The sequence below is a fragment of the Tenacibaculum sp. M341 genome (genome assembly GCF_004337695.1).
Taxonomy (GTDB): Bacteria; Bacteroidota; Bacteroidia; order Flavobacteriales; family Flavobacteriaceae; genus Polaribacter.
On record NZ_SJXJ01000007.1, the window covers coordinates 17,552 to 43,980 of the forward strand.

Consider the following 26,429-nt stretch of genomic DNA (forward strand, 5'->3'; position numbering starts at 1 on the left):
AAAAATTGATCTATAGTTTTTTGTTTTCAATTTTTATTATAGATAATTGTTTTACCCCGAATAAAACTAAATCATGCAAGCAGCAAGTATTCCAGTAAACGAAGTGGAAAGAATAGCATCACTAAATAGCTATTCTATTTTAGATACACTTCCAGAAAAAAATTATGATAACATTACAAAAATAGCAGCAGAAATATGTAATACCCCCATAGCTCTGGTATCATTAGTAGATCCATCCAGACAATGGTTTAAATCTACTTATGGTTTGGACGCACAGGAAACACCAAGAGATTTGGCTTTTTGTGCGCATAGTATATTGGAACCAGATAATTTATTTATTGTGCCAGATGCTACAAAAGATGATCGTTTTCACGATAATCCATTAACGGTAGAAGCTCCTTATGTGGTTTTTTATGCCGGTGCTCCTTTAGTTACTGAAGATGGTTTTGCGTTAGGGACGTTATGTGTTATTGACAATGAACCAAGACTTTCACTTACAGAAGGACAAAAAGCGTCTTTAAAAGCTTTGTCAGAACAAGTCGTGAGTCTTTTAGAATTAAGAAAGAAGAATCAAAGGTTAGAGCAAGCAAATCATGAAATCACTAGATTAAATGGAGAGTTGAATCAGTTTGCATACAGATTAACTCACGATTTAAAAACACCTATACGTGGTATTAATTCATTAGCGGAATTTTTAAAAGAAGATGTAGAAGAGTTATCTGAAGATTCAAAAGTAGGAGAGTTTGTAGATCTTATTTCATCACGAACCATATATATGGAATCAATGATTGATCAGCTTTTGAATTATGCGAAAGTAACCAATGAGAATATTTATTTTGAAAGTTTCAATTTTCAATCATTATTAATAGATATTCTAAAAAACTGCGATTTACAAAGTGTGATAGATATTAATTTAAATGAGTTAAATTTCGAAATTGTTCATTCAAAAATATGTTTTATACAAATTTTTCAAAACCTACTAACGAATTCTTATAAGTTTAATGATAAAGAAAGATGTGTTGTAAATATTAAATATGCACATAATAAAGATGTTTTCAAATTTATTTACGAAGACAATGGTCCAGGAATACCAGACAAATATTATGACAAAGTTTTTTTAATGTTTGAAACAGTTGCAGAAGCAAGTTTTAAAAACACAGGTATTGGGTTGGCTACTATAAAATCAATTATCACAAGGTTAAATGGAACCATCAAATTAGGAAAAAAGAAAGACAATACAGAAGGTGTTTGTTTTGAATTTACAATACCAAAGTCAAATAGATATGTATAAATAAAAAAGCTCATCTTTTTTAAGATGAGCTTTATAATATTATATTGAAAAAATATTATTCTTTAATTAAGCTTCTAGAAATTACAATTTTTTGAATTTCAGAAGTACCCTCATAAATTTGAGTAATTTTAGCATCACGCATTAAACGCTCAACATGGTATTCTTTTACAAAACCGTTACCACCGTGAATTTGAACAGCTTCAACAGTATGTTCCATTGCTACTTTAGAAGCATATAATTTAGCCATAGCTCCAGAGCGAGTGTAATCATCTCCATTGTCTTTATCACAAGCAGCTTGCATTACTAAATGACGAGCAGCAGTAATATCTGTATACATATCAGCTAATTTAAAAGCAATAGCTTGGTGGTTACAAATTTCAGTACCAAAAGCTTTACGCTCTTTAGAATATTTTAAAGCTAATTCGTAAGCTCCAGAAGCAATACCTAATGCTTGAGCAGCAATACCAATACGACCACCTGATAAAGTTTTCATTGCAAACTTAAATCCAAATCCATCTTCACCAATTCTGTTTTCTTTAGGAACCTTTACATCATTAAATTGTAATGTATGCGTATCAGAACCACGAATACCTAATTTATCTTCTTTTGGACCAATGTGGAAACCTTCCATACCTTTTTCAACAATAAAAGCATTGATACCTCTATGTCCTTTAGCTCTATCAGTTTGAGCAATAACTAAATATACATCAGATCTACCACCGTTTGTAATCCAGTTTTTAGTACCGTTTAATAAATAGTAATCACCTTTATCTTCAGCAGTAGTAGCTTGAGAAGTAGCATCAGAACCAGCTTCAGGCTCACTTAAACAAAAAGCACCAATTTGTTCACCAGTAGCTAATTTTGTTAAGTATTTTTGTTTTTGCTCTTCAGTACCATAAGCTTCTAAACCATAACAAACTAACGAGTTATTTACTGAAACCATTACAGAAGCAGAAGCATCAATTTTAGATAACTCCTCCATAATTAACACATAAGAAATAGTATCCATACCACTTCCACCGTATTTTGGGTCAACCATTACTCCCATAAAACCAAGCTCACCCATCTTGCGAACTAATTCATCAGGAAACTGTTGTTTTTCATCTCTTTCAATAACCCCCGGTAATAATTCATTCTGAGCAAAATCGCGGGCAGCGTCACGTATCATTAAGTGTTCTTCTGTAAGATTAAAATCCATACTATATCGTTATCGTTAATAATTTTTAAAATTGGTTTCAAAGATACCTTTTTAATATCATTATTTCAATATGCAATTTGTATTTTTACCTTATGCAGAATGAATATAATTATGCTATAGGTTTAATGTCTGGGACATCATTAGATGGGGTAGATATTGTGTATGTGAAATTTGAAAATGACTTCAAAAAAAATGAAATAATTCATTGCAAAACATATGATTATGATACTTCTTGGAAAAAGAAGTTGCAACAAGCTTTTTTTTTAAAAACAGATGAGCTAAATAAGTTAGATGTTGTTTATGGGCAGTTTTTAGGAAATAAAGTAAATGAGTTTTTAAAAGAGTATGATGTAAAAAACGTCGATTTTATAGCTTCACATGGTCATACAATTTTTCATGAACCCGATAAAGGGATTACTTTACAAATAGGAAATGGACAAGAAATAGCCAATGTTACTGGTTTTAAGGTAATATGCGATTTTAGATCTCAAGATGTTGCTTTAGGTGGTCAAGGAGCTCCTTTGGTTCCTATAGGTGATGAGTTGTTGTTTTCTGAATATAATTATTGTATAAATCTTGGAGGTTTTGCTAATGTCTCTTTTAAAGAAGATGATAAAAGAATTGCTTTTGATATTTCTCCAGTGAATATTGTGATGAATTTTTATGCTAATAAATTAGGATTAGCATTTGACAAAAATGGTGAAATAGCTTCAAAAGGAACTGTAAATACTAAGCTTTTAAATGAATTAAATGCTTTAGCATACTATAAAGAAAAGGCTCCAAAATCTTTAGGAGTAGAATGGGTTAATGAACAAGTTTTTCCAATAATTAACAATTTAGAAACCAACATATCGAATATTTTAAGAACATTTGTCGAGCATGTTGCTGTTCAAATTACCAATAATTTGATAGCAGATAAAACGGTATTGTTTACTGGAGGAGGTGTTTTTAATAGTTTCTTGATAAATAGAATTAAAGAAATTAGCTCAAACATAGTTGTTATTCCAAATAGAGAAGTAATTGATTTTAAAGAGGCTTATATTTTTGCTTTTTTAGGTTTATTACGTTTACAAGGAAAAAATAACTGTTTATGTTCAGTTACAGGAGCAAGTAAAGACCATTCTTCAGGGGTTATTTTTAAACCAATGAGTTAAAGTTTTCTAAAAATAAATTTTAGTGGAAACTTTTTTTGATTTAAAAGTTTCCTATTTGTATTTTAGCGACCGTTTTTTAGCAAACAAACAATTAATTTATAGAATACTTTTTTTAAAGTATGTTTGTAAATACGTATAAATTTTAAAAACAGATAAAATGAATCAGCTTTAGCCCCTTCAGAGGGGAGTTTACGACAGAAAATCAGGTTTACATGAAAAGGAAGAAAATAGAAGTTGATATCATAATATTAAATTTAAAATGAAAGAATTACTTAAGAAATACGAAGAAAAACAACCAGAAATAGTTTTCAACTGGAAAGACTCTGAAACAGAAGCAGAAGGATGGACAGTAATAAACTCTTTACGAGGAGGAGCAGCCGGAGGTGGTACTAGAATGCGTAAAGGATTAGATAAATATGAAGTAATGTCACTTGCAAAAACAATGGAAGTGAAGTTTACAGTTTCAGGACCAACAATTGGTGGTGCAAAATCAGGGATTAATTTTGATCCTAGAGACCCAAGAAAAGAAGGGGTTTTAAGAAGATGGTATAAAGCTGTATCTCCATTATTGAAAAACTATTATGGAACAGGTGGTGATTTAAATGTAGATGAAATCCATGAAGTGATTCCAATTACAGAAGATTGTGGAGTTTGGCATCCGCAAGAAGGTGTATTTAACGGGCACTTTAAACCAACAGAAGCAGATAAAATCAATAGAATAGGTCAGTTAAGACACGGAGTAATTAAGGTTTTAGAAAATGAAAGCTATTCGCCAGATGTATCTAAGAAATATACAGTGGCAGATATGATTACTGGTTTTGGTGTTGCTGAAGCTGTAAAACATTATTACAATATTTATGGAGGTTCTGTAGTTGGTAAGAAAGCAGTAGTACAAGGATTTGGAAATGTAGGTTCAGCAGCAGCATATTACTTAGCACAAATGGGAGCTAAAGTAGTTGGAATTATAGATAGAGTTGGTGGTGTAATTAATGAAGAAGGATTTTCTTTTGAAGAGATTAAAGAGATGTTTTTAAATAAAGACGGAAATACTTTAGTTGCTGAAAAAATGATTCCTTTTGAAGAAATGAATGCTAAAGTTTGGAATTTATCTTGTGAAATCTTTGCACCATGTGCGGCTTCAAGGTTAATAACCAAAGAACAAATAAACCAAATGATTGGAACAGGTTTAGAGGTAATTTCTTGTGGAGCAAATGTTCCTTTTGCTGATCAGGAAATATTTTTTGGACCAATCATGGAAGAAACAGATAAAAAGGTAAGTTTAATTCCTGATTTTATCTCAAACTGTGGAATGGCAAGAGTGTTTGCTTATTTTATGGAAAAAAGAGTTTCAATGAATGATGAAGCTATTTTTAACGATACATCAAATACAATAAAGAAAGCTTTGGAGATTGCTTACGCTAAGAGTGAATCAAAAACAAACATTAGCGCAACAGCATTTGAAATCGCTTTAAAAGAATTAATTTAAATCAAATAAAATAACATAATTATGTTAAAATACTTTTTAGGAAATAGTCCAAAATGGTTTAAAATGACCATGATAGGCTTTTTAATTTTTAACGTGTTTTCTCTATTTGCTTTTGGAGAAACAGTTACATCTTGGTTGTTTATAGGTGAATTTATTTTCACGTTAGCTATGGCTTTAAAATGTTACCCTTTACAATCTGGAGGTTTGTTAGCAATAGAAGCAATGGCTTTAGGATTAGCGCATCCAATGTATAAAGTTGATCATGGGAAAGTAGTGGAAAATGCAGCAGGAGAAGCTATTAAGGGAGGAGTTTTACTAGAAGTAGAACATAATTTAGAAGTTATTTTATTATTAGTTTTTATGGTGGCTGGTATTTACTTTATGAAGCCACTATTAATGTATATCTTCAGTAAGGTATTTACAAAAATTAAATCAAAATTAGCTTTATCATTACTGTTTGTGTTTTTAGCAGCTGTTTTATCAGCATTTTTAGATGCTTTAACAGTAACAGCAGTATTAATAAGTGTATCAGTAGGGTTTTATGGTGTGTATCATAAAATTGCATCTGGATCTTCAGATCATGATAAAGATGGAATTTTAGATAGAAAAGAACTGAACAAGGATACTTTAGAACAATTTAGAAGTTTCTTAAGAAGTTTAATTATGCATGGAGTTGTAGGTACAGCTTTAGGTGGTGTATGTACTTTAGTAGGAGAGCCTCAAAACTTATTAATAGGTGAAAGAATGGGATGGGATTTTGTAGAGTTTTTCTTGAAAATGGCACCTATTACAATGCCTGTACTTGTAGGGGGGATGCTAACAACTACTGTTTTAGAATTAACAGGTTGGTTTGGATTTGGAGCTAAGTTACCAAAAGTAGCTGCTGAAATTATTGAGGCTTACACAGTAGAACAAGATGCGCAAAGAACAGATAAAGAAAAATTTGGATTAATAGTACAAGGAGTATCTGCCGTTTTATTAATTATAGGTTTGGCATTACACATAGCACCTGTTGGTTTTATAGGTTTAGGACTTATAATTGTTCAGACAGCATTTATGGGAATTATTGATGAACATCAATTAGGACACGCTTTTGAAGAAGCATTACCTTTTACAGGTTTATTAGTTGTGTTTTTTGTAATTGTAGCAATGATTCATCAACAACATTTGTTCAGTCCTATTATCAATTGGGCTTTACAGCAAGATCCAGCATCTCAACCAGGTTTATTTTACATTGCAAACGGATTTTTATCAGCAATTAGTGATAATGTATTTGTAGCAACAGTATATATAGGAGAAGTTCAAAGTGCATTTCATAACAAAGTAATTGGTCCAGAACAATACGAAAAACTTGCAATCGCTATTAATACAGGAACAAACTTACCAAGTGTTGCTACTCCTAATGGGCAAGCCGCATTTTTATTCTTATTAACATCTTCATTAGCACCATTAATTAATTTATCTTATGGTAAAATGGTTAAGATGGCATTACCATATACAATTGTACTTGGAGGATTAGGATATATAATGGTAAAAATTGTTTTATCATAAGGAAAGTAGCCTTTACAATATAAAAAAAATCCTGAATTTTTATAATTCAGGATTTTTTTTATATTGCTGTATAATAATCCTTTAAATACGTTTTTAGTTAGAAGAAAATTACCATAGTTTCATTTTAATAATAGCTTTTATAAAGTTCAATCCCTTTTCAATTATAATAAAATAGTTGAGTTTTCTGTGTTATATAAAAGCAAAATTCTTTTAGCTATAATCTAGGTCAATAAGTCTACCATGGGTAAAATTATAGCTATTTGTAACCAAAAAGGCGGAGTAGGTAAAACTACTACATGCGTTAATTTGTCTGCTGCATTAGGCGTTTTAGAAAAAAAAGTATTGATAATTGATACAGATCCTCAAGCCAATGCTTCAATGTCGTTTGGTTTTGATTCGGGTACCATAAATAATCCGGCTCTCGAGTTTATGGATTTTATTTCAGTGATTAACAATAATCTAGTACAAACAAAAGTTCCTAATGTTGATCTACTTCCTTTTTATGAAGATTTGAATTTTTTCGATAAACCGTCAGCCTTGTCAAAATTTCAAAAAGCAATAAAATCAATAAAAAGTTCATATGACTATATAATTATAGATTGTATTCCTTGTTTTAAAGCTAAAAACTTAGAAATATTAGCAATCTCAGATTCAGTAATAATACCTATTCAATGCGATTATTATGCTTTAGAGGGTTTGCATGAATTTTTAAAAACAGTTCGTTTCGTTCAAAAGAAAATGAATAGTAGTTTACATATTGAAGGTTTTTTATTAACCATGTTTGATCAAAGGTTGAATTTATCTAAAAAAGTAGCTAATTACGTTTAAGAATGTTTTGAAGATTTGGTTTTTGATGTATTAATAGTTAGAAATTCAAAAATTACTCAAGCACCTAGTTACGGTCAAAGTATAATTGAGTTTGATGCTACTTGTAAAGGTGCATTATGTTATTTGGAATTAGCAGCAGAAATTTTAGAAAGAAATATTTACTCAGATGAAATTGAAGAGGAAATAGTACCCAACTAAAGAAACTAATTTCAACGCTAAAAATTTTAATATTTTACCAGAAGAAGAAATAGAAAATGAAGTTATTTATGAAAGAGTTTTGGATAAATTCAAATCTTCATGTGATGATAAAGTTTCTAACTTTTTAAACGATTTTAATGAGTTAATTGATTTGGATAAAAAAACGGTAGAAGATATGATGGGCGCTTGTCATAAAAATCATTTTGGAAGTATTTGGGTTTACAAAATAAACAAAGCAAATTTGTTTAAAAAGAAGTATTTACATGTTCATTTTGATAATGATGTGGTTTCTCATTATACTACTAAATGGTTCAGCAATTAAAAATTTTACTTTTATTATAAATCTAAACATACTTTTAGTCTATAATGAATATATTTGTTTTAATGGTTTATGTTGATTAAACATATAATCTTATTATGAATTTTGAAGTTAACACCAGTTTGTTTTTTGAGCTAATTGTTAAATTTTACACAATAAACACAAGTTGGTCGGCTTTTTGATTCAAGTACTAAAATTTTTAAAGAAACAATTCGTTAAAATCTAAAAAGTAAGAATACTATATGTTATTATTTATTCAAGAAGTAGCAGAAGAAGCATTGAAAGAAGAAACACAGGAAAAAACGCTATCAATCATTCAGTTAATTAAAGATGGTGGTTTAGGAGGTCAATTAATTATAGCCTTGTTATTTGTGTTATTAGGAGTGGCATTATATATTTATTTTGAAAGATTTTTTGCTATTAAGGCAGCTTCTCAGGTAGATAAAGATTTTATGAATCAAATTAGAGACTTTGTTTTAAATGGTAAGTTAGAAGCAGCAAAGTCATTATGCGAATCAACAAAAACTCCAACATCAAGGTTGATCGGTAAAGGGATTTCTAGAATAGGAAAACCTTTAGACGATATTAACAAAGCAATAGAAAATGCGGGTAAATTAGAGGTGTATAAACTTGAAAAAAATGTATCTGTTTTAGCAACAATAGCAGGAGCTGCTCCTATGATTGGTTTCTTAGGAACTGTAATCGGAATGATAGTTGCTATACATGAGATAGCAAATTCAGGAGGTCAGATAGATATTAAAATGTTATCTGATGGTTTATATACTGCAATGACTACAACAGTAGCTGGTTTAATTGTTGGTATTATAGCATATATAGCTTATAACCATTTAGTTGTTAGAACTGATAAAGTTGTTTATCAAATGGAGGCTAAGTCTGTAGAGTTTTTAGATTTACTAAACGAACCAGTGTAGTATACTAACGTTCTTAAAATTAAAATATAATGAATTTAAGAGGTAGAAATAAAGTAGATCCTAGTTTTAATATGTCGTCAATGACAGATATTGTTTTTCTATTATTGATATTTTTTATGCTAACATCTACATTGGTTACCGTAAGTGCTATTGATGTTTTGTTGCCAAAAGCAGGAGGTAAAACTGAGAATAATACATCAATAGCTGTGACAATTACGAAAGATTCAGATTTTTTTATAGATAAAACCAAAATAGCATCTAATAATTTAGAGCAAGAGTTGTTAAATAAAGTAGGAGCTGAAAAACAAAAAACAGTTGTTATTAGAGGAGATCAAAATGTTCCGTACAAAAATGTGATGAAAGTTATTGATATCGCTAATAGGAATAAATTAAAAATGATTTTAGCAGTAAAAGGAAGATAATATGCAGTTACTTGATACAAAACATAAAAGGAAATCGGCAATAATTACGGCAGTAATTTTGCTTCTTTTGTTGTTTTTAATGTATGGATTCGGAATGAAGTATATGGATCCGCCTATTGAGTATGGAGTAGCTATCAACTATGGAGATTCTAGTGTAGGTAATGGAGAACCTGTAGAAGAAGTAAAAACAGCTTCATCACAAGAAAGCAATGATGTGCAAGAAGAAGTTGAAGATCAGGTAGAGGAAGAGGTTGAGGAAACTCCAACAGAAGAAGCTGTACAAGAAGAGGTAATCACCGATGATTCTGCAACTGATGCTCCTGTAGTAGAAAAAAATAAAGAAGATAAAGTAGAAGGAAAAACTGAAGAGGTTAAAGAAGAGAAGCCTAAAGAAGAAAAGCCCAAAGAGAAACCAAAACCTAAACCATCGAAAGCTACCACAGATGCTTTAAATAGTTTGTTAAATGGAGATGCTTCTGATACAGGAAAACCTCAAGGAGAAGGAGATGATAAAGAGTCTGGAGTAAAAGGAAGCAAAGATGGAGATCTTGGTTCTTCTAACTATTATGGAAAAAAAGGAGGAGGTTCTGGCGGTAACTATAATTTAGCAGGTAGAAAAGCTTTAGCAAAACCAATACAGAAACCTAAGTGTGAAGAAGAAGGTAGGGTGGTAGTTCGTATTGAAGTAGATAATAATGGAAATGTAATTAAAGCAATTCCAGGAGTAAAAGGCTCAACTAACACAGCTCCATGTTTGTTAGAACCTGCAAAACAAGCAGCATTAAAAACTAAGTGGAATGCTGATGGTAAAGCACCTGCAAAGCAAAGAGGAACTATCATTTACAACTTTTCTTTATCTAAGTAAATTAGTTTAATGGATGCTCATGTTTATAAAGAGCTTATTAAACTAATAATATCAAATATTTTTTTGTTTAAATGAATTATCAAGAAACGGTAAATTGGATGTTTAACCAATTACCAATGTATCAAAGTCAAGGAAAAAAGGCTTATAAAGAAGATTTAACAAATATCATAAAGCTGTCAACTTATTTAGGGAATCCGGAACATAAATTTAAGTCGATTCATGTAGGCGGAACTAATGGAAAAGGATCTACAAGTCATATGATAGCTTCTGTTTTGCAGGAGGCAGGATATAAAGTTGGTTTATATACTTCACCGCATTTAAAAAGTTTTACAGAAAGAGTTAAAATAAATGGTAAAGAGATTCCTGAAAAAATAGTAACAGCGTTTATTAACTCACATAAAACATTTTTTGAGGAGAATCAATTGTCTTTTTTTGAAATGACTGTAGGTTTAGCATTTGACTTTTTTGCAAAAGAGCAAGTGGATATTGCTATTATTGAAGTAGGTTTAGGAGGAAGGTTAGATTCAACAAACATTATAACGCCAGAAGTTTCCGTAATAACTAATATTGGGTTAGATCATGTTCAAATTTTAGGAGACACACTTCCTAAAATAGCGGCAGAGAAAGCTGGCATAATTAAAAGAAATATTCCTGTTGTAATTGGAGAGAAACAAGAAGAGGTAGCAGAAGTTTTTTTGAAAAAATCAGAAGAATTAAGTTCTGAAATTATTTTTGCATCAGAAGAAAACATTAGAAATTTTGAAACAGATTTATTAGGAAGTTATCAAAAGAAAAATGCAAAAACAGCTATTACAGCCATAGCAAAAGTTTCATCTGTATCTGTTTCAGAAGAAAATATAAGTAAAGGCTTATTAAATGTAGTTAAAAATACAGGTTTAAAAGGAAGATGGCAGATATTACAAGATAGTCCTAAAGTTATTTGTGATACAGCGCACAATAAAGAAGGACTGACTTATGTGTTAAATCAACTTAAAGAAGAAACTTGTAAGCAGTTACATATTGTTTTAGGGGTAGTTTCTGATAAAAATTTAAAAACAATTTTATTCTTATTTCCTCAAAAAGCCATTTATTACTTTTGTAAACCGAATATTCCTAGAGGATTAGATGAAAAGGAGCTTTTTAAAGAAGCACAATTATACAATTTAAAAGGAAGAATTTTTAATTCGGTTAATGAAGCATATAATAGTGCATTAGAAAAAGCAGATAAAGAAGATTTAGTTTATGTAGGAGGTAGCACATTTGTGGTATCTGAAGTCATATAAAAAAGATAGAATGAATATAGTTATAGTAGGAACAGGATATGTAGGATTAGTTTCAGGAACTTGTTTTTCTGAAATGGGGAATAAAGTAACCTGTGTTGATGTTGATAAACAGAAAATAGAAAAGTTAAAAGAAGGAGTGATTCCAATTTATGAACCTGGTCTTGAAGCTATGGTAACAAAGAATGTAGCGAATCGCAACTTATTTTTTACGACAGATTTAAAAGAGTGTTTAAATTCAGCTGAAATTGTTTTTATTGCAGTTGGTACCCCTATGGGTGAAGACGGCTCTGCGGACTTAAAATATGTATTGTCAGTTGCAAAAGAGATCGGGGAAAACCTTCAAAAAGATATAGTAATAGTAAATAAGTCAACTGTACCTGTAGGAACTGCTGACAAAGTGAAAGAAACTATTGCAAAGGAATTACAAAAACGAAATTTAGATTTAAAATTTCAAATGGTATCTAATCCTGAGTTTTTAAAAGAAGGAGATGCTATTAATGATTTTATGAAGCCAGACAGAATTGTTATTGGAGCTGAAAGTGAGTTTGCATTTAAACAAATGAAACAGTTATATAGTTCTTTTTTTAGAACTCATGACAGATATATAACTATGGATATACGTTCAGCAGAAATGACAAAGTATGCTGCAAATGCCATGTTAGCAACTAAAATCTCTTTTATGAATGAAATAGCCAATATTTGTGAAAGAGTAGGGGCAAATGTTAATGATGTTAGAATAGGTATTGGATCAGATAAAAGAATAGGTTATAGCTTTATTTATCCTGGAGCGGGTTATGGAGGGTCTTGTTTTCCTAAAGATATTAGGGCTTTAAAGAGAGTAGCAGAAACTCATAATTATAAAGCAGAGTTAATTACAGCTGTAGAAAACGTAAATAATAGACAAAAATTTGTAATATCAGAGAAAATAGTAAAAAGGTTTGGAGAAGATTTAACTGGTTTTACTTTTGCTCTTTGGGGATTAGCTTTTAAACCTGGTACTGATGATATGCGTGAAGCTCCTTCATTATATCTAATAAAAGAGTTAGTAAAAAGAGAGGCTAAAGTAAAAGCATATGACCCTAAAGCAATTTTAGAGGCAAGAGATTTTTATTTAAAAGATGTAGATGGTGTTTCATATCATGAGTCGAAATATGAAGTGTTATCAAATTCAGATGCTCTTATTTTGTTAACAGAATGGAAAGAATTTAGATCTCCTGACTTTTTAGAAATAGAAAAACAATTAAAAAATCCAATCATTTTTGACGGTAGAAATCAATATGGAGTTTTCGATTTAGATGAAAAAGGGTTTGAATACTACCAAATAGGAAAATAAAAGTGATTTTTGTTTCTTTTGATTTACAGTTTGTTATGTTTTTAAAAGAAAAAAAGTTCTTTTTTTTATTAAAAAAGTAGTGATTTTATTTTGTGGGATCGAAAAACAGTTATATATTTGCACCCGCAATAACAATAGAGGGCGCGTAGCTCAGTTGGTTCAGAGCACTTGGTTTACACCCAAGGGGTCAGGGGTTCGAATCCCTTCGCGCCCACAAATATTACTCTAATTGTTGTTGTAAGAAACAGAAAAGGGCGCGTAGCTCAGTTGGTTCAGAGCACTTGGTTTACACCCAAGGGGTCAGGGGTTCGAATCCCTTCGCGCCCACAGAATATAAAGGTTACTTTTTTAAGTAACCTTTTTTGTTTTATTATATTTTAGTTTTGTTAACTTCGTAGGCTAAACAATAATAAAGTCAAGATTAATTAGTTCTTCAAGAATGGAAATACAACTTTCAGAGAAAAAAATATTAGTAACAGGAGGTGCAGGATTTATTGGTTCTAATTTGTGTGAAGAATTACTTCGACTAAATAATGAGGTGGTTTGTTTAGATAATTTTTCAACAGGAAAAAGAGAGAATATACAAGCTTTTGAAGATGATGAGAAGTTTAAATTGATTGAAGGAGATATAAGGAGTTTAGAAGATTGTAAGAATGCGATTGAAGGGTGTGATTACGTTTTACATCAAGCAGCTTTAGGATCTGTACCTCGTTCTATTAATGATCCGATAACTTCAAATGGAGTAAATGTATCTGGTTTTTTAAATATGTTAGTGGCAGCAAGAGATGCAGGAGTTAAAAGATTCGTGTATGCAGCTAGTTCTTCTACTTATGGAGATTCTGAGACTTTGCCTAAAATAGAAGACAAAATAGGAAAACCTTTATCGCCCTATGCTATTACAAAGTATGTAAATGAATTGTACGCAGATGTTTTTTCAAAAACTTATGGGATAGAAACAATTGGTTTACGTTATTTTAATGTATTTGGAAGAAGACAGAATACTGATGGAGCTTATGCAGCTGTTATACCAAAGTTTGTTAGTCAGTTTATGAATGGAGAATCGCCAGTGATTAATGGAGATGGGTCTTACTCTAGAGATTTTACATATATTGATAATGTGATACAAGCTAATTTATTAAGTTTAATATCTGAGAATGCTGAATCTGTTAATACTGTTTATAATGTGGCTTACGGAGATAGAAATACGTTAAATGATTTAGTATTATATATTAAGAGTTTCTTGTCTTCTTTTGATGAGAAAATAGCTGATATAGAAGTTAAATATGGTGAAACTAGGTTAGGAGATGTCCCTCATTCACATGCAAGTATTGATAAAGCAAAGAATTTATTGAATTATAGTCCTAAGTTTTCTTTAAAAAATGGATTAAAAGAAGCGATAGTTTGGTATTGGGAAAATTTATAAGATGAAATTAACTGAAGTTAAAATAGGGGTAATAGGTCTTGGTTATGTAGGATTACCTTTAGCAAGACTATTTGCTACTAAATATTCTGTAGTAGGATTTGATATTAATAAAGAAAGGATAGCTGAGTTAAATAAAGGAGATGATATAACATTAGAAGTTAATAAAAATGATCTTCAGTCAGTTTTAATTTCTGAAAATTCACAGCAGAAAGGACTTTTTTGTACTGATAAAGAAGAGGAATTGAAAGAGTGTAGTTTTTATATTGTAACAGTTCCTACTCCTATAGATAAAAATAATCGACCTGTATTGACACCATTACTCAAAGCTAGTAAAACTGTTGGGAATGTTTTGAGAAAAGGTGATATTGTGGTTTATGAATCAACGGTGTATCCAGGAGCAACTGAAGATGATTGTGTACCTGTGTTAGAAGAGTGTTCACAATTAAAATTTAATAAAGATTTTTTTGTGGGGTATTCTCCAGAAAGAATCAACCCAGGAGACAAAAAACATACTATAGAGAAGATTTTAAAAGTAACATCTGGTTCAACACCTGAAATAGCAAAAAAGATAGATGAGTTATATGCTTCAGTAATTAAAGCAGGTACACATTTAGCGCCAACAATTAAAGTAGCTGAAGCAGCTAAAGTTATAGAGAATTCTCAAAGAGATATAAATATTGCTTTTGTTAATGAGTTAGCAAAAATTTTTAATCTCATGGACATAAATACTTATGATGTGTTAGAAGCCGCAGGAACAAAATGGAATTTTTTGCCTTTTAAACCAGGTTTGGTAGGTGGACACTGTATTGGTGTTGATCCATATTATTTAGCACAGAAAGCTCAAGAGTATGGGTATCATCCAGAGATTATTCTAGCAGGAAGGAGATTGAATGATGGAATGGGAGAGTATGTAGCTTCTCAAGTTGTAAAACTCATGATTAATAAAGATATTCGAGTTAAAGGAGCTAAGGTTTTAATGTTAGGAATTACTTTTAAAGAGAACTGTCCAGATGTAAGAAATACAAAAGTTGTAGATGTAATAAGATCTTTGAAAGAATATGGTACAGAAGTTATAATTTATGATCCTTGGGCTGATGTAGAAGAAGTTGAAAAAGAGTATGGCTTAGTTGCTAAGAAGTCTTTGCCTAAAGAAAAGTTTGCTGCAGTTGTATTAGCGGTAGCACATAACGAGTTTAAGAAAATTGATTTCAGTACAATTGTAAAGAAGAAATCGGTGATATATGATGTGAAAAATGTCATGCAAAATTCAAATATCGATAAAACATTATAAATGAAAAACTTTGCTTTATTTGGAGTGGCAGGTTTTGTTGCACCTAGACATTTAGAAGCTATCAAAGAAACAGGTAATAATTTAATAGCTTCTTTAGATAAGAGTGATAGTGTTGGTGTTTTAGATCATTATTTTCCTGAATCAAAGTTTTTTTTAGAGTATGAGCGTTTTGATCGTTTTATAGAAAAAACAAAAAGAAGAGAAGGGTTACAGTTAGATTATTTGAGTATATGTACACCAAATTATTTACATGATTCGCATATTAGAACAGCCCTTCGTTTGGGAGCAAATGCTATTTGTGAGAAGCCATTGGTTTTAAATCCTTGGAACTTAGAAGCGTTAGAAGCTATAGAGAAAGAGTCTGTTAATTCTGTAAACACAATTTTACAGTTACGTTTACATCCGGAGATAAAAAAACTGAAAGAAAGAGTTGAAAAAGAAAGTGTCAAAGAGAAATATGATGTAGATTTAACCTACATAACCTCCAGAGGTAATTGGTATTCAATTTCATGGAAAGGAGATGATGCTAAGTCTGGTGGAGTAATAGCTAATATAGGTATTCACTTTTTTGATATGCTAGGCTGGGTATTTGGTGGTCTACAAGATACGTATGTGCATCACAGAGATGATAAAACAGCTGCTGGTTATTTAGAGTTTGAAAAAGCTAGGGTTCGTTGGTTTTTGTCTATAGATAAAGATAATTTGTCAAGTGTGATAAAAAACAAAACAACTAAGATGTATCGTTCTATTACAATTAATGGAGAGGAGATTGATTTTAGTAAAGGTTTTGAAAAATTACATGTAAAATCTTATCAAGAAATTTTACAAGGTAATGGTTTTACTTTACAAGATGCTAAAGCTTCTATTGAGTTGATGTATAAAGTAAGAAATGAACAAATCATTGATAAAAGAGAAAAACACTTTTTATTATAGATATACTTAATCTAAATATGTGTCTAAAGAATGTTTATTGGTGATTTTTAATATAACAACATAAATGTTTGTTAAGTCTAAGTTCAAGTAATAAGTGCAATATTTATATTTAAAATGCTTTGGGGTTATCCTCAAGTGTGTTAGTTTCAATATTGGTACTGATCTTGCATGAAATATTACAAATAATTACTTCTTTTCTCAAGGATATCAAATTCAAAGTCTATTAAAGGTTGGTTTTATTGAAGCTCAAATAGCTATTGAGTTATGTGTTAACCATTAGACTATTTATAAATGGATATGGAACGTAAAGCATAGTAATCATCTTTAATATAAACAATATAAAGATCTTTATAAATATCTTCTTCATACGAGCATAAGACAAAAACGAGGTAATCTAAAAGATAATCCAGAGGCAATAGTTAATAGAGTTTCAATAGAAGAACGATCAGAAGTAGTATCTCAAGTGCAAGCTTATAGAAGATGTCGAAGTAGATTTTATGATGTGAGGTAATCACAAATCTGGATTATAGGTAATGATAGATAGAGTAACATTAGTAACTATATTAGAATATTTAATAGGTGAAAATGCACAACAGGTCTATCAGAAAAAAGAGTAAACTTTTATCTAATTTTAGTAGTTCTTGGATAAAGATAATCACATTTGATAATTTGCATATCACTATAAAATAGCTAAAGAGTTAAAAGTAAAAATACACTTTACAGGAACTTATATTCTTTCAAGACAAAGGGTGAATAGAATAGGTGTAATTAGGCGTTTTTTTCCAAAGAAAACTGATCTTAACAAAATATCCAAACAAAGAATTAAAGAAGTAGAATTATTGCTAAATTACAGATTTATTAGAAGATTTAATTATAACAATTCTATTGAAGTCTTAAAAAACACCTGTGTTGCACTTATCTATTGAATACAGTAAGTAGTTAATGTTATTTTTTAAAGTTTAAGTTCTAAGTGCATGAAAAAAATATATCTAGTTGATTAATAGGGTTTAGGTTTTTTTATAAAATCTAGACTGTGTTAGAATATACTTTTAGCTTTTTCTTTGGTGTTTTTTAATTTTGATAGATTACATTTTATGTGAAAATTTCCTATTTAATAGGTCTATATGAAAGCTATCATGACAATTAGTATGGGGTTTCAATTCTATGTATATTTGTCAAGTGTTTTTTTTTATTAAATCCGCTAGACTTCATAGCTTTAAAACACATTTCTATTTGCTGCTTTTTGTGGTATTGTTCTTTAGATTTTTCTGTCTATGATTTTTATTTCTAATAAATAACAATATTGATTATTAACCTTTATAATTTCATAAAATCGCAAAAACTTATTGATCTTCAGGTTGTTAAAAAGATGGGGCTTTTATTTCTTTATTTTTATGTGGGAGAAATACTTTAAGATTATTACGATTTCTAATATAATAGTGTAGTTGATTAGTGTTTAAAAAATCAAACCATTGTTCCTTTACAAATTCTCTGTCTGCCACAATACAGTCAATAACCTCTTTACCAAAAAGTTTTATAAATCAATATATTCTTGGCTATTAAAATTCCCTCGTTTAGCTAACATTGTAAATAATAAAGGAAAAGCCACACCTTTGTAAACAACACCAAGCATGAAAATATTAATATTGGTTTTTCCAAACTTTCAATTAGTTCTATCAATACTTAACACAAGTTTTTCTTGAAGAGGTAATAAGTTGAAAACTAATAGAGCTATTAAACTAGTATCCAAAGTATAATTGACTATAAATCGTTGAATTCTTCTTGAAGAGGATGTTGGTTCAGCTTTAGTGTTAAAAGTATTTAGTACTTTTTCGAAAGTGACTGTTTGTGTTTTGCATAAGGCTATTATTAAGTGAGTAATCAATTTGATTCTAGCTAAATTGATGTTTCCTTGAAATTGATTCTTTAGAATTGACCTTAGTTTTTAGTGTAAAAGCCGCATCTAAATATTTTAAAATAAGACGCTTCTATTTTTATTGTGTATTAAAAGATGTTTGTTTATTAGTTGCTTTGGTGGATTTGTTGTAAATTAAAGGTTAATAAAGTAGTAAAATACTTTTCAATATAAATTAACTTAATATATTTGTCCTTCGAAAAAAGAAAGAATTATGAAAGTAGGTATAACTTTTAGTGCATTTGATTTACTTCATGCCGGACATATTAAAATGTTGGAGGAAGCAAAAATGCAATGCGATTATTTGATCTGTGGTCTTCAAACAGATCCGACTTTAGATAGACCAGATAAAAATAAACCTGTTCAATCAGTAGTAGAAAGATACATACAGCTTAGAGGGTGTAAATATGTTGATGAAATAGTTCCATATGCCACTGAACAAGATTTAGAAGATATTTTAATGTCTTTTCATATTGATGTGCGAATTATTGGAGATGAGTATGCTAATAAAATGTTTACTGGAAGAGATTATTGTGAAAAGAAAGGAATAAAATTATACTTCAATAAAAGGGAACATCGTTTTTCAAGTAGTGGTTTACGTAAGGAAGTTCATGAAAAGGAAAGCTTAAACTCTAAAGATAAGTGAAAATATTTGATTTTAAAAACATAGCATAAATTTTAAATAAAATTAGCGAAAAAATAAAAAATGTTAGACTTAAATAATAAATCGGTTTTAATTACTGGCGGAACAGGTTCTTTCGGTAAAATGTTTACCAGGTTAATATTAAAAAACCATCCAAATGTAAAAAAGTTAGTGATTCTATCTAGAGATGAACAGAAACATTTTCAGATGGCTCAGGAATTTAACGAGTCTAAATTTCCACAAATTAGATATTTTATTGGAGATGTTAGAGATAAAACTCGTTTAATTAGAGCTTTCGAAGGTATAGATGTTGTTATTCATGCTGCTGCAATGAAACATGTTCATTTAGCAGAATATAACCCTATGGAATGTGTTAAAACGAATATAAATGGGGCTGAAAATGTAATTGATGCTGCCTTAGAATGTGGAGTTAAAGATGTAGTAGCTTTATCTACAGATAAGGCAGCTGCACCAATTAATTTATATGGAGCAACTAAACTAGCGTCTGATAAATTATTTATTGCGGCGAATAATATTAAAGGTAATAGAAATATAAAGTTTTCTGTTGTTAGGTATGGGAATGTAATGGGGTCAAACGGTTCGGTGATGCCTTTCTTTTTGAATAAAAGAAAAGAAGGAGCAAACTTCTTACCAATAACAGATGATAGAATGACTCGTTTTAATATATCTTTAGAAGATGGGTGTGAAATGGTTTTTTATGCCATTGAAAAAGCATGGGGAGGAGAGGTTTTTGTTCCTAAAATACCTTCGTATAAGATACCAGATGTAGCAAAAGCAATAGCTCCTGAATTAGAACATAGAGTTGTGGGTATTCGACCTGGAGAAAAATTACACGAAGAAATGATAACTTCTTCAGATTCGTATAATACGGTAGACTTAGGTAAATATTATGCTATTTTACCTCAAAAGTCTCCATATTCTCAATATTCTAAAGAAGAATATAAAAAAGCATTTGGAGGAGTTGATGTTCCCGATGGGTTTTCTTATGACTCAGGGAATAATACAGAATGGGAAACAGTAGAGTCTCTTAGAGATCTAGTTAGGAAGCATGTGGATTCTAATTTTGAAGTATAATGAAAGCAATACCATACGGAAGACAAAATATAGAGCAAGATGACATAGATGCAGTTTTGAATACATTGACTGCAGATTTTTTAACACAAGGACCAAAAGTTAAAGAATTTGAAGAAAAATTTGCTGACTATGTGGGAGCTAAATATGCAGTTGCAGTTAATAATGCAACATCAGGCTTACATTTAGCGGTTTTATCATTAGGATTAAAAGAAGGGGAAAGAGTTATAACTACCCCAATTACTTTTGCAGCATCTGCAAATTGTATAAGATATGCTGGAGGTGAGGTTTGGTTTGCAGATATTGATGCTGATTCGTATTTATTATCATTAAAAAAGACAAGAGAGCTTATAGAGAGTAAACCCAAAGGTTTTTTTAAAGGTATTATTCCTGTAGATTTCGCTGGTCTTCCTGTAAATTTAGAATCTTTTAGAGAGTTAGCTAATGAACATGATTTATGGATAATTGAAGATGCATGTCATGCACCTGGAGGTTATTTTATAGATTCTAAAGGAGTCAAACAAATGTGTGGTAATGGAAGTTATGCCGATATAGGTGTGTTCTCATTTCATCCAGTAAAACATATAGCTTGTGGAGAAGGAGGGATGATAACAACTAATTCTGAAAAATTATATAAAAAACTATCTTTATTAAGAACACATGGTATTACTAAAGAGAATATGAATGAAAACCATGGAGGGTGGTTTTATGAGATGCAAGAATTAGGGTTTAATTATAGATTAACAGATATTCAATCAGCATTGGGTATTACGCAATTGTCTAAAAATGTTCAAGGGGTAATTAGAAGGAATGAGATAGCAGATAGATATAAAGAAGCTTTTAGTGGGAAAATTAACTTTCAGAATCTTCCACAAAATTTTTACAATGCTCACCACCTATTTGTTATAGAGGTAGAAAGAAGAAAAGAATTGTACGATTTTTTAAGAGAACAAAATATTTTCGCCCAAATACATTATATCCCAGTGCATACTTTGCCTTATTATATGGGTATAGGATATAATAATGCGGATTTAGTTAATGCAGAAAGTTACTATTCAAAATGTATTAGTTTACCTATGTTTCCTTCATTAAAAGAAGACGAACAAAACTTTGTTATTACAAAGGTATTAGAATTTATAGATGAGTAATTTAGCGATTATACCTGCAAGAGGAGGGAGTAAAAGAATACCTAAAAAAAATATTAAGTTATTTTTAGGTAAACCAATAATAGCTTATTCAATAGAAGCAGCTATAAATAGTGGCTTATTTGATGAAGTTATGGTTTCTACCGATAACAGTGAAATTGCAGAGATTGCAAAATTATATGGGGCTACTGTACCCTTCATGAGGAGTGATGAAAATTCAGATGATTTTGCAACTACTATAGATGTAATAGAGGAGGTGTTATCTGAATATTCTAATTTAGATAAAGAATTTAATAATACTTGTTGTATTTACCCTACTGCCCCTTTTATTGATGATCAAAAATTAGTTAAGGCGTACAAACATCTAATTGATAATGATTTTGATTGTGTGTTTCCTGTATTGAAGTATGGTTTTCCGATACAAAGGTCGTTGAGGAAAGATGAGAAAAATGGAGAAGTTTTAATGTTTTATCCAGAAAATTTGAATGCTAGATCTCAAGACTTAGAACCTGCGTTTCATGATTCTGGTCAATTTTATTTTTTTAATACAAAAGTAATCTTAAAAGAAAAAAGATTATGGACTAATAATACTGGAGCAATAGAAATATCAGAATTAGAAGGACAAGATATAGATAATGAAGTGGATTGGAAATTAGCTGAAATAAAATATAAAATTATTAATGAGAAAAAGAATTCTTTTTAGAGCTGATGGTAATTCATCTATTGGATTAGGACATATTTACCGCTTAATTAGTTTAGTAGAGATTTACAGAAATAAATTTGATTTTGTCTTTGTTACTAAAAGTGATTCAGAACTAAGTGTCATCCCTAGTAATTATTCATTAAAGTTAATACCAATAAACATTACAATAGCAAAAGAAAGTAATTGGTTAAAAGATAACTTTAGCCAACATGAATCTATAATTATAGCTGATGGATATCAATTCAATTCAGAATATCAAAAAGAAATAAAAGAGATTGGTTTTAAATTGATATATATAGATGATTTAGTTAAAAATCATATGTATGCAGATATTGTAATCAACCATGCACCAGGCTATATACAAAGTGATTATTCGAAAGAAAAGTATACTATTTTTGCATTAGGAACTGAGTTCTCATTGTTGAGACCTCAATTTATTAATGCAGCTAGTAGGAATAGAGGAATAGATAAGGTTGATTCTGTTTTTATTTGTTTTGGAGGGGCAGATCCTTATGGATTAACATTAGAAGCAGTAAAAGCTGTTCTAGAATTAAAAAAAATAAAATCCATTAATGTTGTTATAGGAGCGGCATATAAAGATGAAGAAATATATGATATTTCTAAAAATAATTTAAAAGTCCAAATCTTTCAAAATCTATCTGAAGATGAAATGATGGAATTAATGTTAAACAGTAATTTTGCAATAGCCCCATCTAGTACTATTTTATATGAATTGTGTAGTGTGAAAATGCCTATAATATGTGGCTATTATGTAGAAAATCAAAAACGAATATATAATAGCTTTTTGAATAAAGGTGCTATTTACGGTATTGGTAATATTAATAGTTTTACGAAAATTGATTTTAGTAAAGTTATTGAAACGTTTTTGTCATTAGAGAGATATGATAATTATATAGAAATTCAGAAACAAATGTTCGATAGTGAAATTGAAGAACGATTTCTTAAATTAATACAAGAAGTATGTTGAAATTAGGTGTTTTATGTAGTGGTAATTTAGGGCTTTCTGTTTTAGAATATTCTTTTAATAATTATGAAATAGGCTTTATTTTAACGGATAGAAAATCAAAAGATATTTTAAAATTTGCTTTGGATAATAATGTGCCTTGTTTTTCAGGAAATCCTAGAAATGGTAAAGCATATAATTTTATAAAAAATATAGAAGTAGATGTAATTGCATCTGTAAATTATTTATTTTTAATAGAGGAGGATATTATTAACCATTCTAAGAAGGTCACTTTCAATATACATGGTTCTTTATTACCTAAGTATAGAGGAAGAACCCCACATGTATGGTCAATAATAAATGGAGAAAAAGAAACAGGTGTAACAGCACATTTGATAGACCCTGAGTGTGATACAGGAGAGATAATTTATCAAGAAAAAGTCGAAATTAATGAAAATGAGACAGGAGCTGATATTTTAGATAAATATAAAAAACTGTATATACCACTTTTTGATAAAGTTTTACATCTAATAATTAATGATACTATAGAGACTTTTCCTCAGGATGAATCTAAGGCTAGTTTTTATGGGAAAAGAACCCCAGAAGATGGAGAGATTAACTGGTGTTGGAATAAAGAAGATATTAGAAATTGGGTAAGAGCACAAGCATACCCATATCCAGGTGCTTTTTCTTTTTTTGATAATCAAAAAATAATAATAGATAGAGTTTCTGTTAAGGAAGGAGGGGCTTCTTTTGAAGAAGGAACAATTTTATCTGTGAAGCCTAAAATATCAGTTAAAGCTAGAAATGGAGTTGTAGTTTTGGAAGAAATTAGAACAAAGAATAATATATTTGAAATAGATAAAAAATTCAAAAATGAAAATAGGTAATAAAGAAATAGGAGGAGAAAACCCATGTTTTATAATAGCAGAACTCTCAGCTAATCATAATGGTAATTTAGATGTTGCAATAGAGACAATTAAAGCAGCAAAAAAAACAGGTGCAGATGCTATTAAACTACAAACCTATACACCAAATACTATAACAATAGATTGTGATAATGAGTACTTTCAAATAGATAGCGGGACCTTATGGGATGGTAAAACCCTTTATGAATTATATGATGAAGCATATACTCCTTGGGAATGGCATAAAAGACTTTTTGAGGTAGCAAAAGAAGAAGGATTGATATGTTTTTCTTCGCCTTTTGATATAACTGCAGTTGATTTTCTTGAGGAATTAAATGTACCAGCTTATAAAATAGCATCATTTGAGATTCAAGACATTCCATTAATAGAATATGCTGCATCTAAAGGAAAACCAATAATAATGTCAACTGGTATTGCAGAAGAAGACGATATAAGGTTAGCAGTTGAAACATGTAGAAAAGTAGGGAATAATGATATTATTTTATTAAAATGTACCTCTTCTTATCCAGCCCCGTTAGAATTAGCCAATCTTAAAACAATACCAGATTTAAAATCAAGATTTGGAGTAGAAGTAGGATTTAGTGATCATACTTATGGTTCTTTAGCTCCTACCATCGCAACTACTTTGGGTGCCAAAGTGATAGAAAAACATTTTATTTTAGATAAATCTATAGGTGGGCCAGATGCTGATTTTTCATTAGATGTAAACGAATTTACTGAAATGGTAACTAAAGTTAGAGATACAGAAAAATTATTAGGAGCTGTGTCTTATCAGGTATCAGATAAAGTTAAAAAAAATAAAAAATTTGCGAGATCATTATTTATCGTTAAAGATATGAAAAAAGGAGATGTTTTAACTAAAGATAATTTAAAATCAATAAGGCCTGGATATGGGTTACATCCTAAATATTATAGTGAAGTATTAGGTAAATCTATAAATAAAGATGTTAAAAAAGGTAAACCGTTTAGTTTAGAGGATTTTGATTAAGTTTATAAAAAATAAAGTATTTTTATATACAATAAGTAGATATTTAACTTATATAATACAGTTTGTTAATTCATTATTGATAGCTAAATATCTTGGTGTTTATTATCTTGGTGTTTGGGGTTTTATAACACTTGTATTACAATATTTGATGAGGTTTAACTTTGGTATATCCAATGCAACAACTGCTATTGCATCAGTCAATAAATCAGATGAAAAGTACGTGTCAAAGATAATAGGTGTCTCTATAACATTACTATTAATACTATCAGTTTTAATAATATTGTTTTTTTTAGTAACAACTATATACTCAATTGATATAGGAACTAAATATTCTTTTACAAAATTTATACCTTATGTTATTGTTATAGCTATTTTAAATCATTTTAATTTGTTTTTTTCTAATATATTTAGAGTCTATGGAAAACTAGTTGCTGTGGCTTTTAACCAGTCTGTATTACCAATAGGAATATTAATAACTACTTTTTTTTATAAAGGAGAAGATTTGTTATGGGCATTAGTTTATGCTAATTTAATAGCAGTGTTTACTGCTTTTTTGTTTTTTATAACTACGAGACCACTTTCTTTTTTGCCTAAAATAAATTGGAAATTAGTGAAGAAAATACAGATTAAAGCTACTTACTTGTTTATATATAATGCCTGTTTTTATTTTATAATAATCTCTACAAGAACTTTTGTTAGTGAGTATTATACCATAAAAGAATTTGGTTTTTTTACTTTTGCTTTTATTTTAGCAAATTCAGTATTACTTTTATTCCAATCTATAGCATTTTTAATATACCCCAAATTATTAAATAGATTTTCAAATAATTCAAATGAACAATCTATTAAGCTATTAAACATACTTAGGAATGCTTATGTTACTGTCTCACATTTTAGTATTCATATTATTATTTTTTTATATCCATTTTTAATAACATTTTTCCCTGAATATGAATCGACTAAAGTTGTTTTTTCAATTATCGCTTTAACTACAGTTGTTTATACAAATTCTTTTGGTTATCAGGGACTTATTGTAGCGAAAGAAAAAGAAAAACAAATTAGTTTTATGGCTTTAATAGGATTGGTTCTAAATATATTGTTAAGTTATTTATTAATTTGTTTTTTTGATTGTTCATATGAGTACGTGATCATATCTACCATGATAACTTATTTTGTTTACATAATTTTAATAACAAAATATGGAAGAAAATTAATATCAGTTAAATATGATTTAATAAATACTTTTAGAGATGTTTTTCCATTAAAATGGATGTTTCCTTTTGTTTTAAGTTTATTAATAACAATCTATAATTCTAAATATAATGATTGGTTATATACACTACCTATTATTGTCTTTGTTTACTTTAATTATAGAGGGTTGCGTGAAGCTACAGGTATGGTGAAGAAAATTTTAAAGAACCCTAAAGTGATAGATGTTTAATTATGAAAGTTCATAATAGTGTTATTTTATCTTTCTACATGTTCATAGCAAGCATATATTATATGTTTAATGATACTGTTAGAATAGTTTTTTTTGGGATAT

At 29.7% G+C, this 26,429-nt stretch carries 22 protein-coding genes, 2 tRNA genes and 1 pseudogene; 24 read left to right on the top strand and 1 reads right to left on the bottom strand.

Annotation, left to right across the window (positions count from 1 at the left end; all coding sequences use genetic code 11):
- The first annotated feature begins 73 nt into the window (after positions 1-73).
- The gene (locus tag EYW44_RS09155; RefSeq protein ID WP_132723372.1) at positions 74-1,291 is read left to right on the top strand and encodes a sensor histidine kinase; all 1,218 of its coding nucleotides are present in this window, start codon (positions 74-76) and stop codon (positions 1,289-1,291) included.
- 55 nt (positions 1,292-1,346) lie between these two features.
- On the opposite strand, the gene EYW44_RS09160 is transcribed toward EYW44_RS09155, so the two are convergent.
- Positions 1,347-2,489 (bottom strand): acyl-CoA dehydrogenase, encoded by a 1,143-nt coding sequence (locus EYW44_RS09160; protein ID WP_132723373.1) that lies wholly within the window; start codon positions 2,487-2,489, stop codon positions 1,347-1,349.
- 92 nt (positions 2,490-2,581) lie between these two features.
- Between EYW44_RS09160 and EYW44_RS09165 the strand changes: the two genes are divergently transcribed.
- From EYW44_RS09165 to EYW44_RS09275, 23 genes and pseudogenes are all read left to right on the top strand, one after another.
- Positions 2,582-3,643 carry an anhydro-N-acetylmuramic acid kinase gene (locus EYW44_RS09165; protein WP_132723374.1) on the top strand — a complete coding sequence of 354 codons (1,062 nt, stop codon included), beginning with the start codon at positions 2,582-2,584 and terminating at the stop codon, positions 3,641-3,643.
- Positions 3,644-3,902: 259 nt separating this feature from the next.
- Complete coding sequence (locus tag EYW44_RS09170) at positions 3,903-5,129, top strand: Glu/Leu/Phe/Val dehydrogenase dimerization domain-containing protein (RefSeq protein ID WP_132723375.1); 1,227 nt, start codon at positions 3,903-3,905, stop codon at positions 5,127-5,129.
- Positions 5,130-5,150: 21 nt separating this feature from the next.
- The gene (nhaB, locus tag EYW44_RS09175; RefSeq protein ID WP_132723376.1) at positions 5,151-6,680 is read left to right on the top strand and encodes a sodium/proton antiporter NhaB; all 1,530 of its coding nucleotides are present in this window, start codon (positions 5,151-5,153) and stop codon (positions 6,678-6,680) included.
- Between the two features lie 240 nt (positions 6,681-6,920).
- A pseudogene (locus tag EYW44_RS09180) lies at positions 6,921-7,706 on the top strand (ParA family protein).
- A 79-nt stretch (positions 7,707-7,785) separates the two neighbouring features.
- Positions 7,786-8,028, top strand: a complete 243-nt coding sequence (locus EYW44_RS09185; protein ID WP_132723377.1) for a hypothetical protein — start codon at positions 7,786-7,788, stop codon at positions 8,026-8,028.
- Between the two features lie 239 nt (positions 8,029-8,267).
- Positions 8,268-8,957, top strand: a complete 690-nt coding sequence (locus EYW44_RS09190) for a MotA/TolQ/ExbB proton channel family protein (protein ID WP_132723378.1) — start codon at positions 8,268-8,270, stop codon at positions 8,955-8,957.
- A 29-nt stretch (positions 8,958-8,986) separates the two neighbouring features.
- Positions 8,987-9,379, top strand: a complete 393-nt coding sequence (locus EYW44_RS09195; RefSeq protein WP_132723379.1) for an ExbD/TolR family protein — start codon at positions 8,987-8,989, stop codon at positions 9,377-9,379.
- 1 nt (position 9,380) lies between these two features.
- On the top strand, positions 9,381-10,244 hold the full coding sequence (locus EYW44_RS09200) for an energy transducer TonB (RefSeq protein WP_132723380.1): 864 nt from the start codon (positions 9,381-9,383) through the stop codon (positions 10,242-10,244).
- A 71-nt stretch (positions 10,245-10,315) separates the two neighbouring features.
- Entirely contained in the window at positions 10,316-11,527 is a 1,212-nt protein-coding gene (locus tag EYW44_RS09205) for a bifunctional folylpolyglutamate synthase/dihydrofolate synthase (protein ID WP_132723381.1), read from the top strand.
- 10 nt (positions 11,528-11,537) lie between these two features.
- Positions 11,538-12,860 (top strand): UDP-glucose dehydrogenase family protein, encoded by a 1,323-nt coding sequence (locus EYW44_RS09210; RefSeq protein WP_132723382.1) that lies wholly within the window; start codon positions 11,538-11,540, stop codon positions 12,858-12,860.
- Positions 12,861-12,999: 139 nt separating this feature from the next.
- Positions 13,000-13,074, top strand: a tRNA-Val gene (locus EYW44_RS09215).
- Positions 13,075-13,112: 38 nt separating this feature from the next.
- A tRNA-Val gene (locus EYW44_RS09220) sits at positions 13,113-13,187 on the top strand.
- 112 nt (positions 13,188-13,299) lie between these two features.
- A complete protein-coding gene (locus EYW44_RS09225) occupies positions 13,300-14,283 on the top strand; it encodes an SDR family oxidoreductase (protein ID WP_132723383.1) in 984 nt (327 codons plus the stop codon).
- Position 14,284: 1 nt separating this feature from the next.
- Positions 14,285-15,574 (top strand): nucleotide sugar dehydrogenase, encoded by a 1,290-nt coding sequence (locus EYW44_RS09230; protein ID WP_132723384.1) that lies wholly within the window; start codon positions 14,285-14,287, stop codon positions 15,572-15,574.
- Complete coding sequence (locus EYW44_RS09235) at positions 15,575-16,507, top strand: Gfo/Idh/MocA family protein (protein ID WP_132723385.1); 933 nt, start codon at positions 15,575-15,577, stop codon at positions 16,505-16,507.
- 2,129 nt (positions 16,508-18,636) lie between these two features.
- Positions 18,637-19,068, top strand: coding sequence for an adenylyltransferase/cytidyltransferase family protein (locus EYW44_RS09240; RefSeq protein WP_132723386.1), 432 nt, complete (start codon positions 18,637-18,639; stop codon positions 19,066-19,068).
- A gap of 60 nt (positions 19,069-19,128) precedes the next feature.
- Positions 19,129-20,160: a UDP-N-acetylglucosamine 4,6-dehydratase (inverting) gene (pseB, locus tag EYW44_RS09245; RefSeq protein WP_132723387.1), complete on the top strand. Its 1,032-nt coding sequence runs from the start codon at positions 19,129-19,131 to the stop codon at positions 20,158-20,160.
- Positions 20,160-21,305, top strand: coding sequence for a UDP-4-amino-4,6-dideoxy-N-acetyl-beta-L-altrosamine transaminase (pseC, locus tag EYW44_RS09250; protein ID WP_132723388.1), 1,146 nt, complete (start codon positions 20,160-20,162; stop codon positions 21,303-21,305). The genes pseB and pseC overlap by 1 nt, the downstream gene beginning before the upstream one ends.
- Positions 21,298-22,005, top strand: coding sequence for a pseudaminic acid cytidylyltransferase (gene pseF, locus EYW44_RS09255; RefSeq protein WP_132723389.1), 708 nt, complete (start codon positions 21,298-21,300; stop codon positions 22,003-22,005). The genes pseC and pseF overlap by 8 nt, the downstream gene beginning before the upstream one ends.
- The gene (gene pseG, locus EYW44_RS09260) at positions 21,983-22,993 is read left to right on the top strand and encodes a UDP-2,4-diacetamido-2,4,6-trideoxy-beta-L-altropyranose hydrolase (protein WP_132723390.1); all 1,011 of its coding nucleotides are present in this window, start codon (positions 21,983-21,985) and stop codon (positions 22,991-22,993) included. The genes pseF and pseG overlap by 23 nt, the downstream gene beginning before the upstream one ends.
- Entirely contained in the window at positions 22,987-23,859 is an 873-nt protein-coding gene (locus EYW44_RS09265) for a methionyl-tRNA formyltransferase (protein WP_132723391.1), read from the top strand. Before pseG ends, EYW44_RS09265 begins: the two co-directional genes overlap by 7 nt.
- The gene (gene pseI, locus EYW44_RS09270; protein ID WP_132723392.1) at positions 23,846-24,886 is read left to right on the top strand and encodes a pseudaminic acid synthase; all 1,041 of its coding nucleotides are present in this window, start codon (positions 23,846-23,848) and stop codon (positions 24,884-24,886) included. The genes EYW44_RS09265 and pseI overlap by 14 nt, the downstream gene beginning before the upstream one ends.
- Positions 24,879-26,327, top strand: a complete 1,449-nt coding sequence (locus EYW44_RS09275) for an oligosaccharide flippase family protein (RefSeq protein ID WP_165872189.1) — start codon at positions 24,879-24,881, stop codon at positions 26,325-26,327. Before pseI ends, EYW44_RS09275 begins: the two co-directional genes overlap by 8 nt.
- Positions 26,328-26,429 lie beyond the last annotated feature (102 nt).

Bases quoted from the DNA above. Each gene is read 5' to 3' on its own strand.
- EYW44_RS09155 (WP_132723372.1), top strand. From the start codon at position 74: ATGCAAGCAGCAAGTATTCCAGTAAACGAAGTGGAAAGAATAGCATCA.
- EYW44_RS09160 (WP_132723373.1), bottom strand. From the start codon at position 2,489: ATGGATTTTAATCTTACAGAAGAACACTTAATGATACGTGACGCTGCC.
- EYW44_RS09165 (WP_132723374.1), top strand. From the start codon at position 2,582: ATGCAGAATGAATATAATTATGCTATAGGTTTAATGTCTGGGACATCA.
- EYW44_RS09170 (WP_132723375.1), top strand. From the start codon at position 3,903: ATGAAAGAATTACTTAAGAAATACGAAGAAAAACAACCAGAAATAGTT.
- nhaB (WP_132723376.1), top strand. From the start codon at position 5,151: ATGTTAAAATACTTTTTAGGAAATAGTCCAAAATGGTTTAAAATGACC.
- EYW44_RS09190 (WP_132723378.1), top strand. From the start codon at position 8,268: ATGTTATTATTTATTCAAGAAGTAGCAGAAGAAGCATTGAAAGAAGAA.
- EYW44_RS09195 (WP_132723379.1), top strand. From the start codon at position 8,987: ATGAATTTAAGAGGTAGAAATAAAGTAGATCCTAGTTTTAATATGTCG.
- EYW44_RS09200 (WP_132723380.1), top strand. From the start codon at position 9,381: ATGCAGTTACTTGATACAAAACATAAAAGGAAATCGGCAATAATTACG.
- EYW44_RS09205 (WP_132723381.1), top strand. From the start codon at position 10,316: ATGAATTATCAAGAAACGGTAAATTGGATGTTTAACCAATTACCAATG.
- EYW44_RS09210 (WP_132723382.1), top strand. From the start codon at position 11,538: ATGAATATAGTTATAGTAGGAACAGGATATGTAGGATTAGTTTCAGGA.
- EYW44_RS09225 (WP_132723383.1), top strand. From the start codon at position 13,300: ATGGAAATACAACTTTCAGAGAAAAAAATATTAGTAACAGGAGGTGCA.
- EYW44_RS09230 (WP_132723384.1), top strand. From the start codon at position 14,285: ATGAAATTAACTGAAGTTAAAATAGGGGTAATAGGTCTTGGTTATGTA.
- EYW44_RS09235 (WP_132723385.1), top strand. From the start codon at position 15,575: ATGAAAAACTTTGCTTTATTTGGAGTGGCAGGTTTTGTTGCACCTAGA.
- EYW44_RS09240 (WP_132723386.1), top strand. From the start codon at position 18,637: ATGAAAGTAGGTATAACTTTTAGTGCATTTGATTTACTTCATGCCGGA.
- pseB (WP_132723387.1), top strand. From the start codon at position 19,129: ATGTTAGACTTAAATAATAAATCGGTTTTAATTACTGGCGGAACAGGT.
- pseC (WP_132723388.1), top strand. From the start codon at position 20,160: ATGAAAGCAATACCATACGGAAGACAAAATATAGAGCAAGATGACATA.
- pseF (WP_132723389.1), top strand. From the start codon at position 21,298: ATGAGTAATTTAGCGATTATACCTGCAAGAGGAGGGAGTAAAAGAATA.
- pseG (WP_132723390.1), top strand. From the start codon at position 21,983: ATGAGAAAAAGAATTCTTTTTAGAGCTGATGGTAATTCATCTATTGGA.
- EYW44_RS09265 (WP_132723391.1), top strand. From the start codon at position 22,987: ATGTTGAAATTAGGTGTTTTATGTAGTGGTAATTTAGGGCTTTCTGTT.
- pseI (WP_132723392.1), top strand. From the start codon at position 23,846: ATGAAAATAGGTAATAAAGAAATAGGAGGAGAAAACCCATGTTTTATA.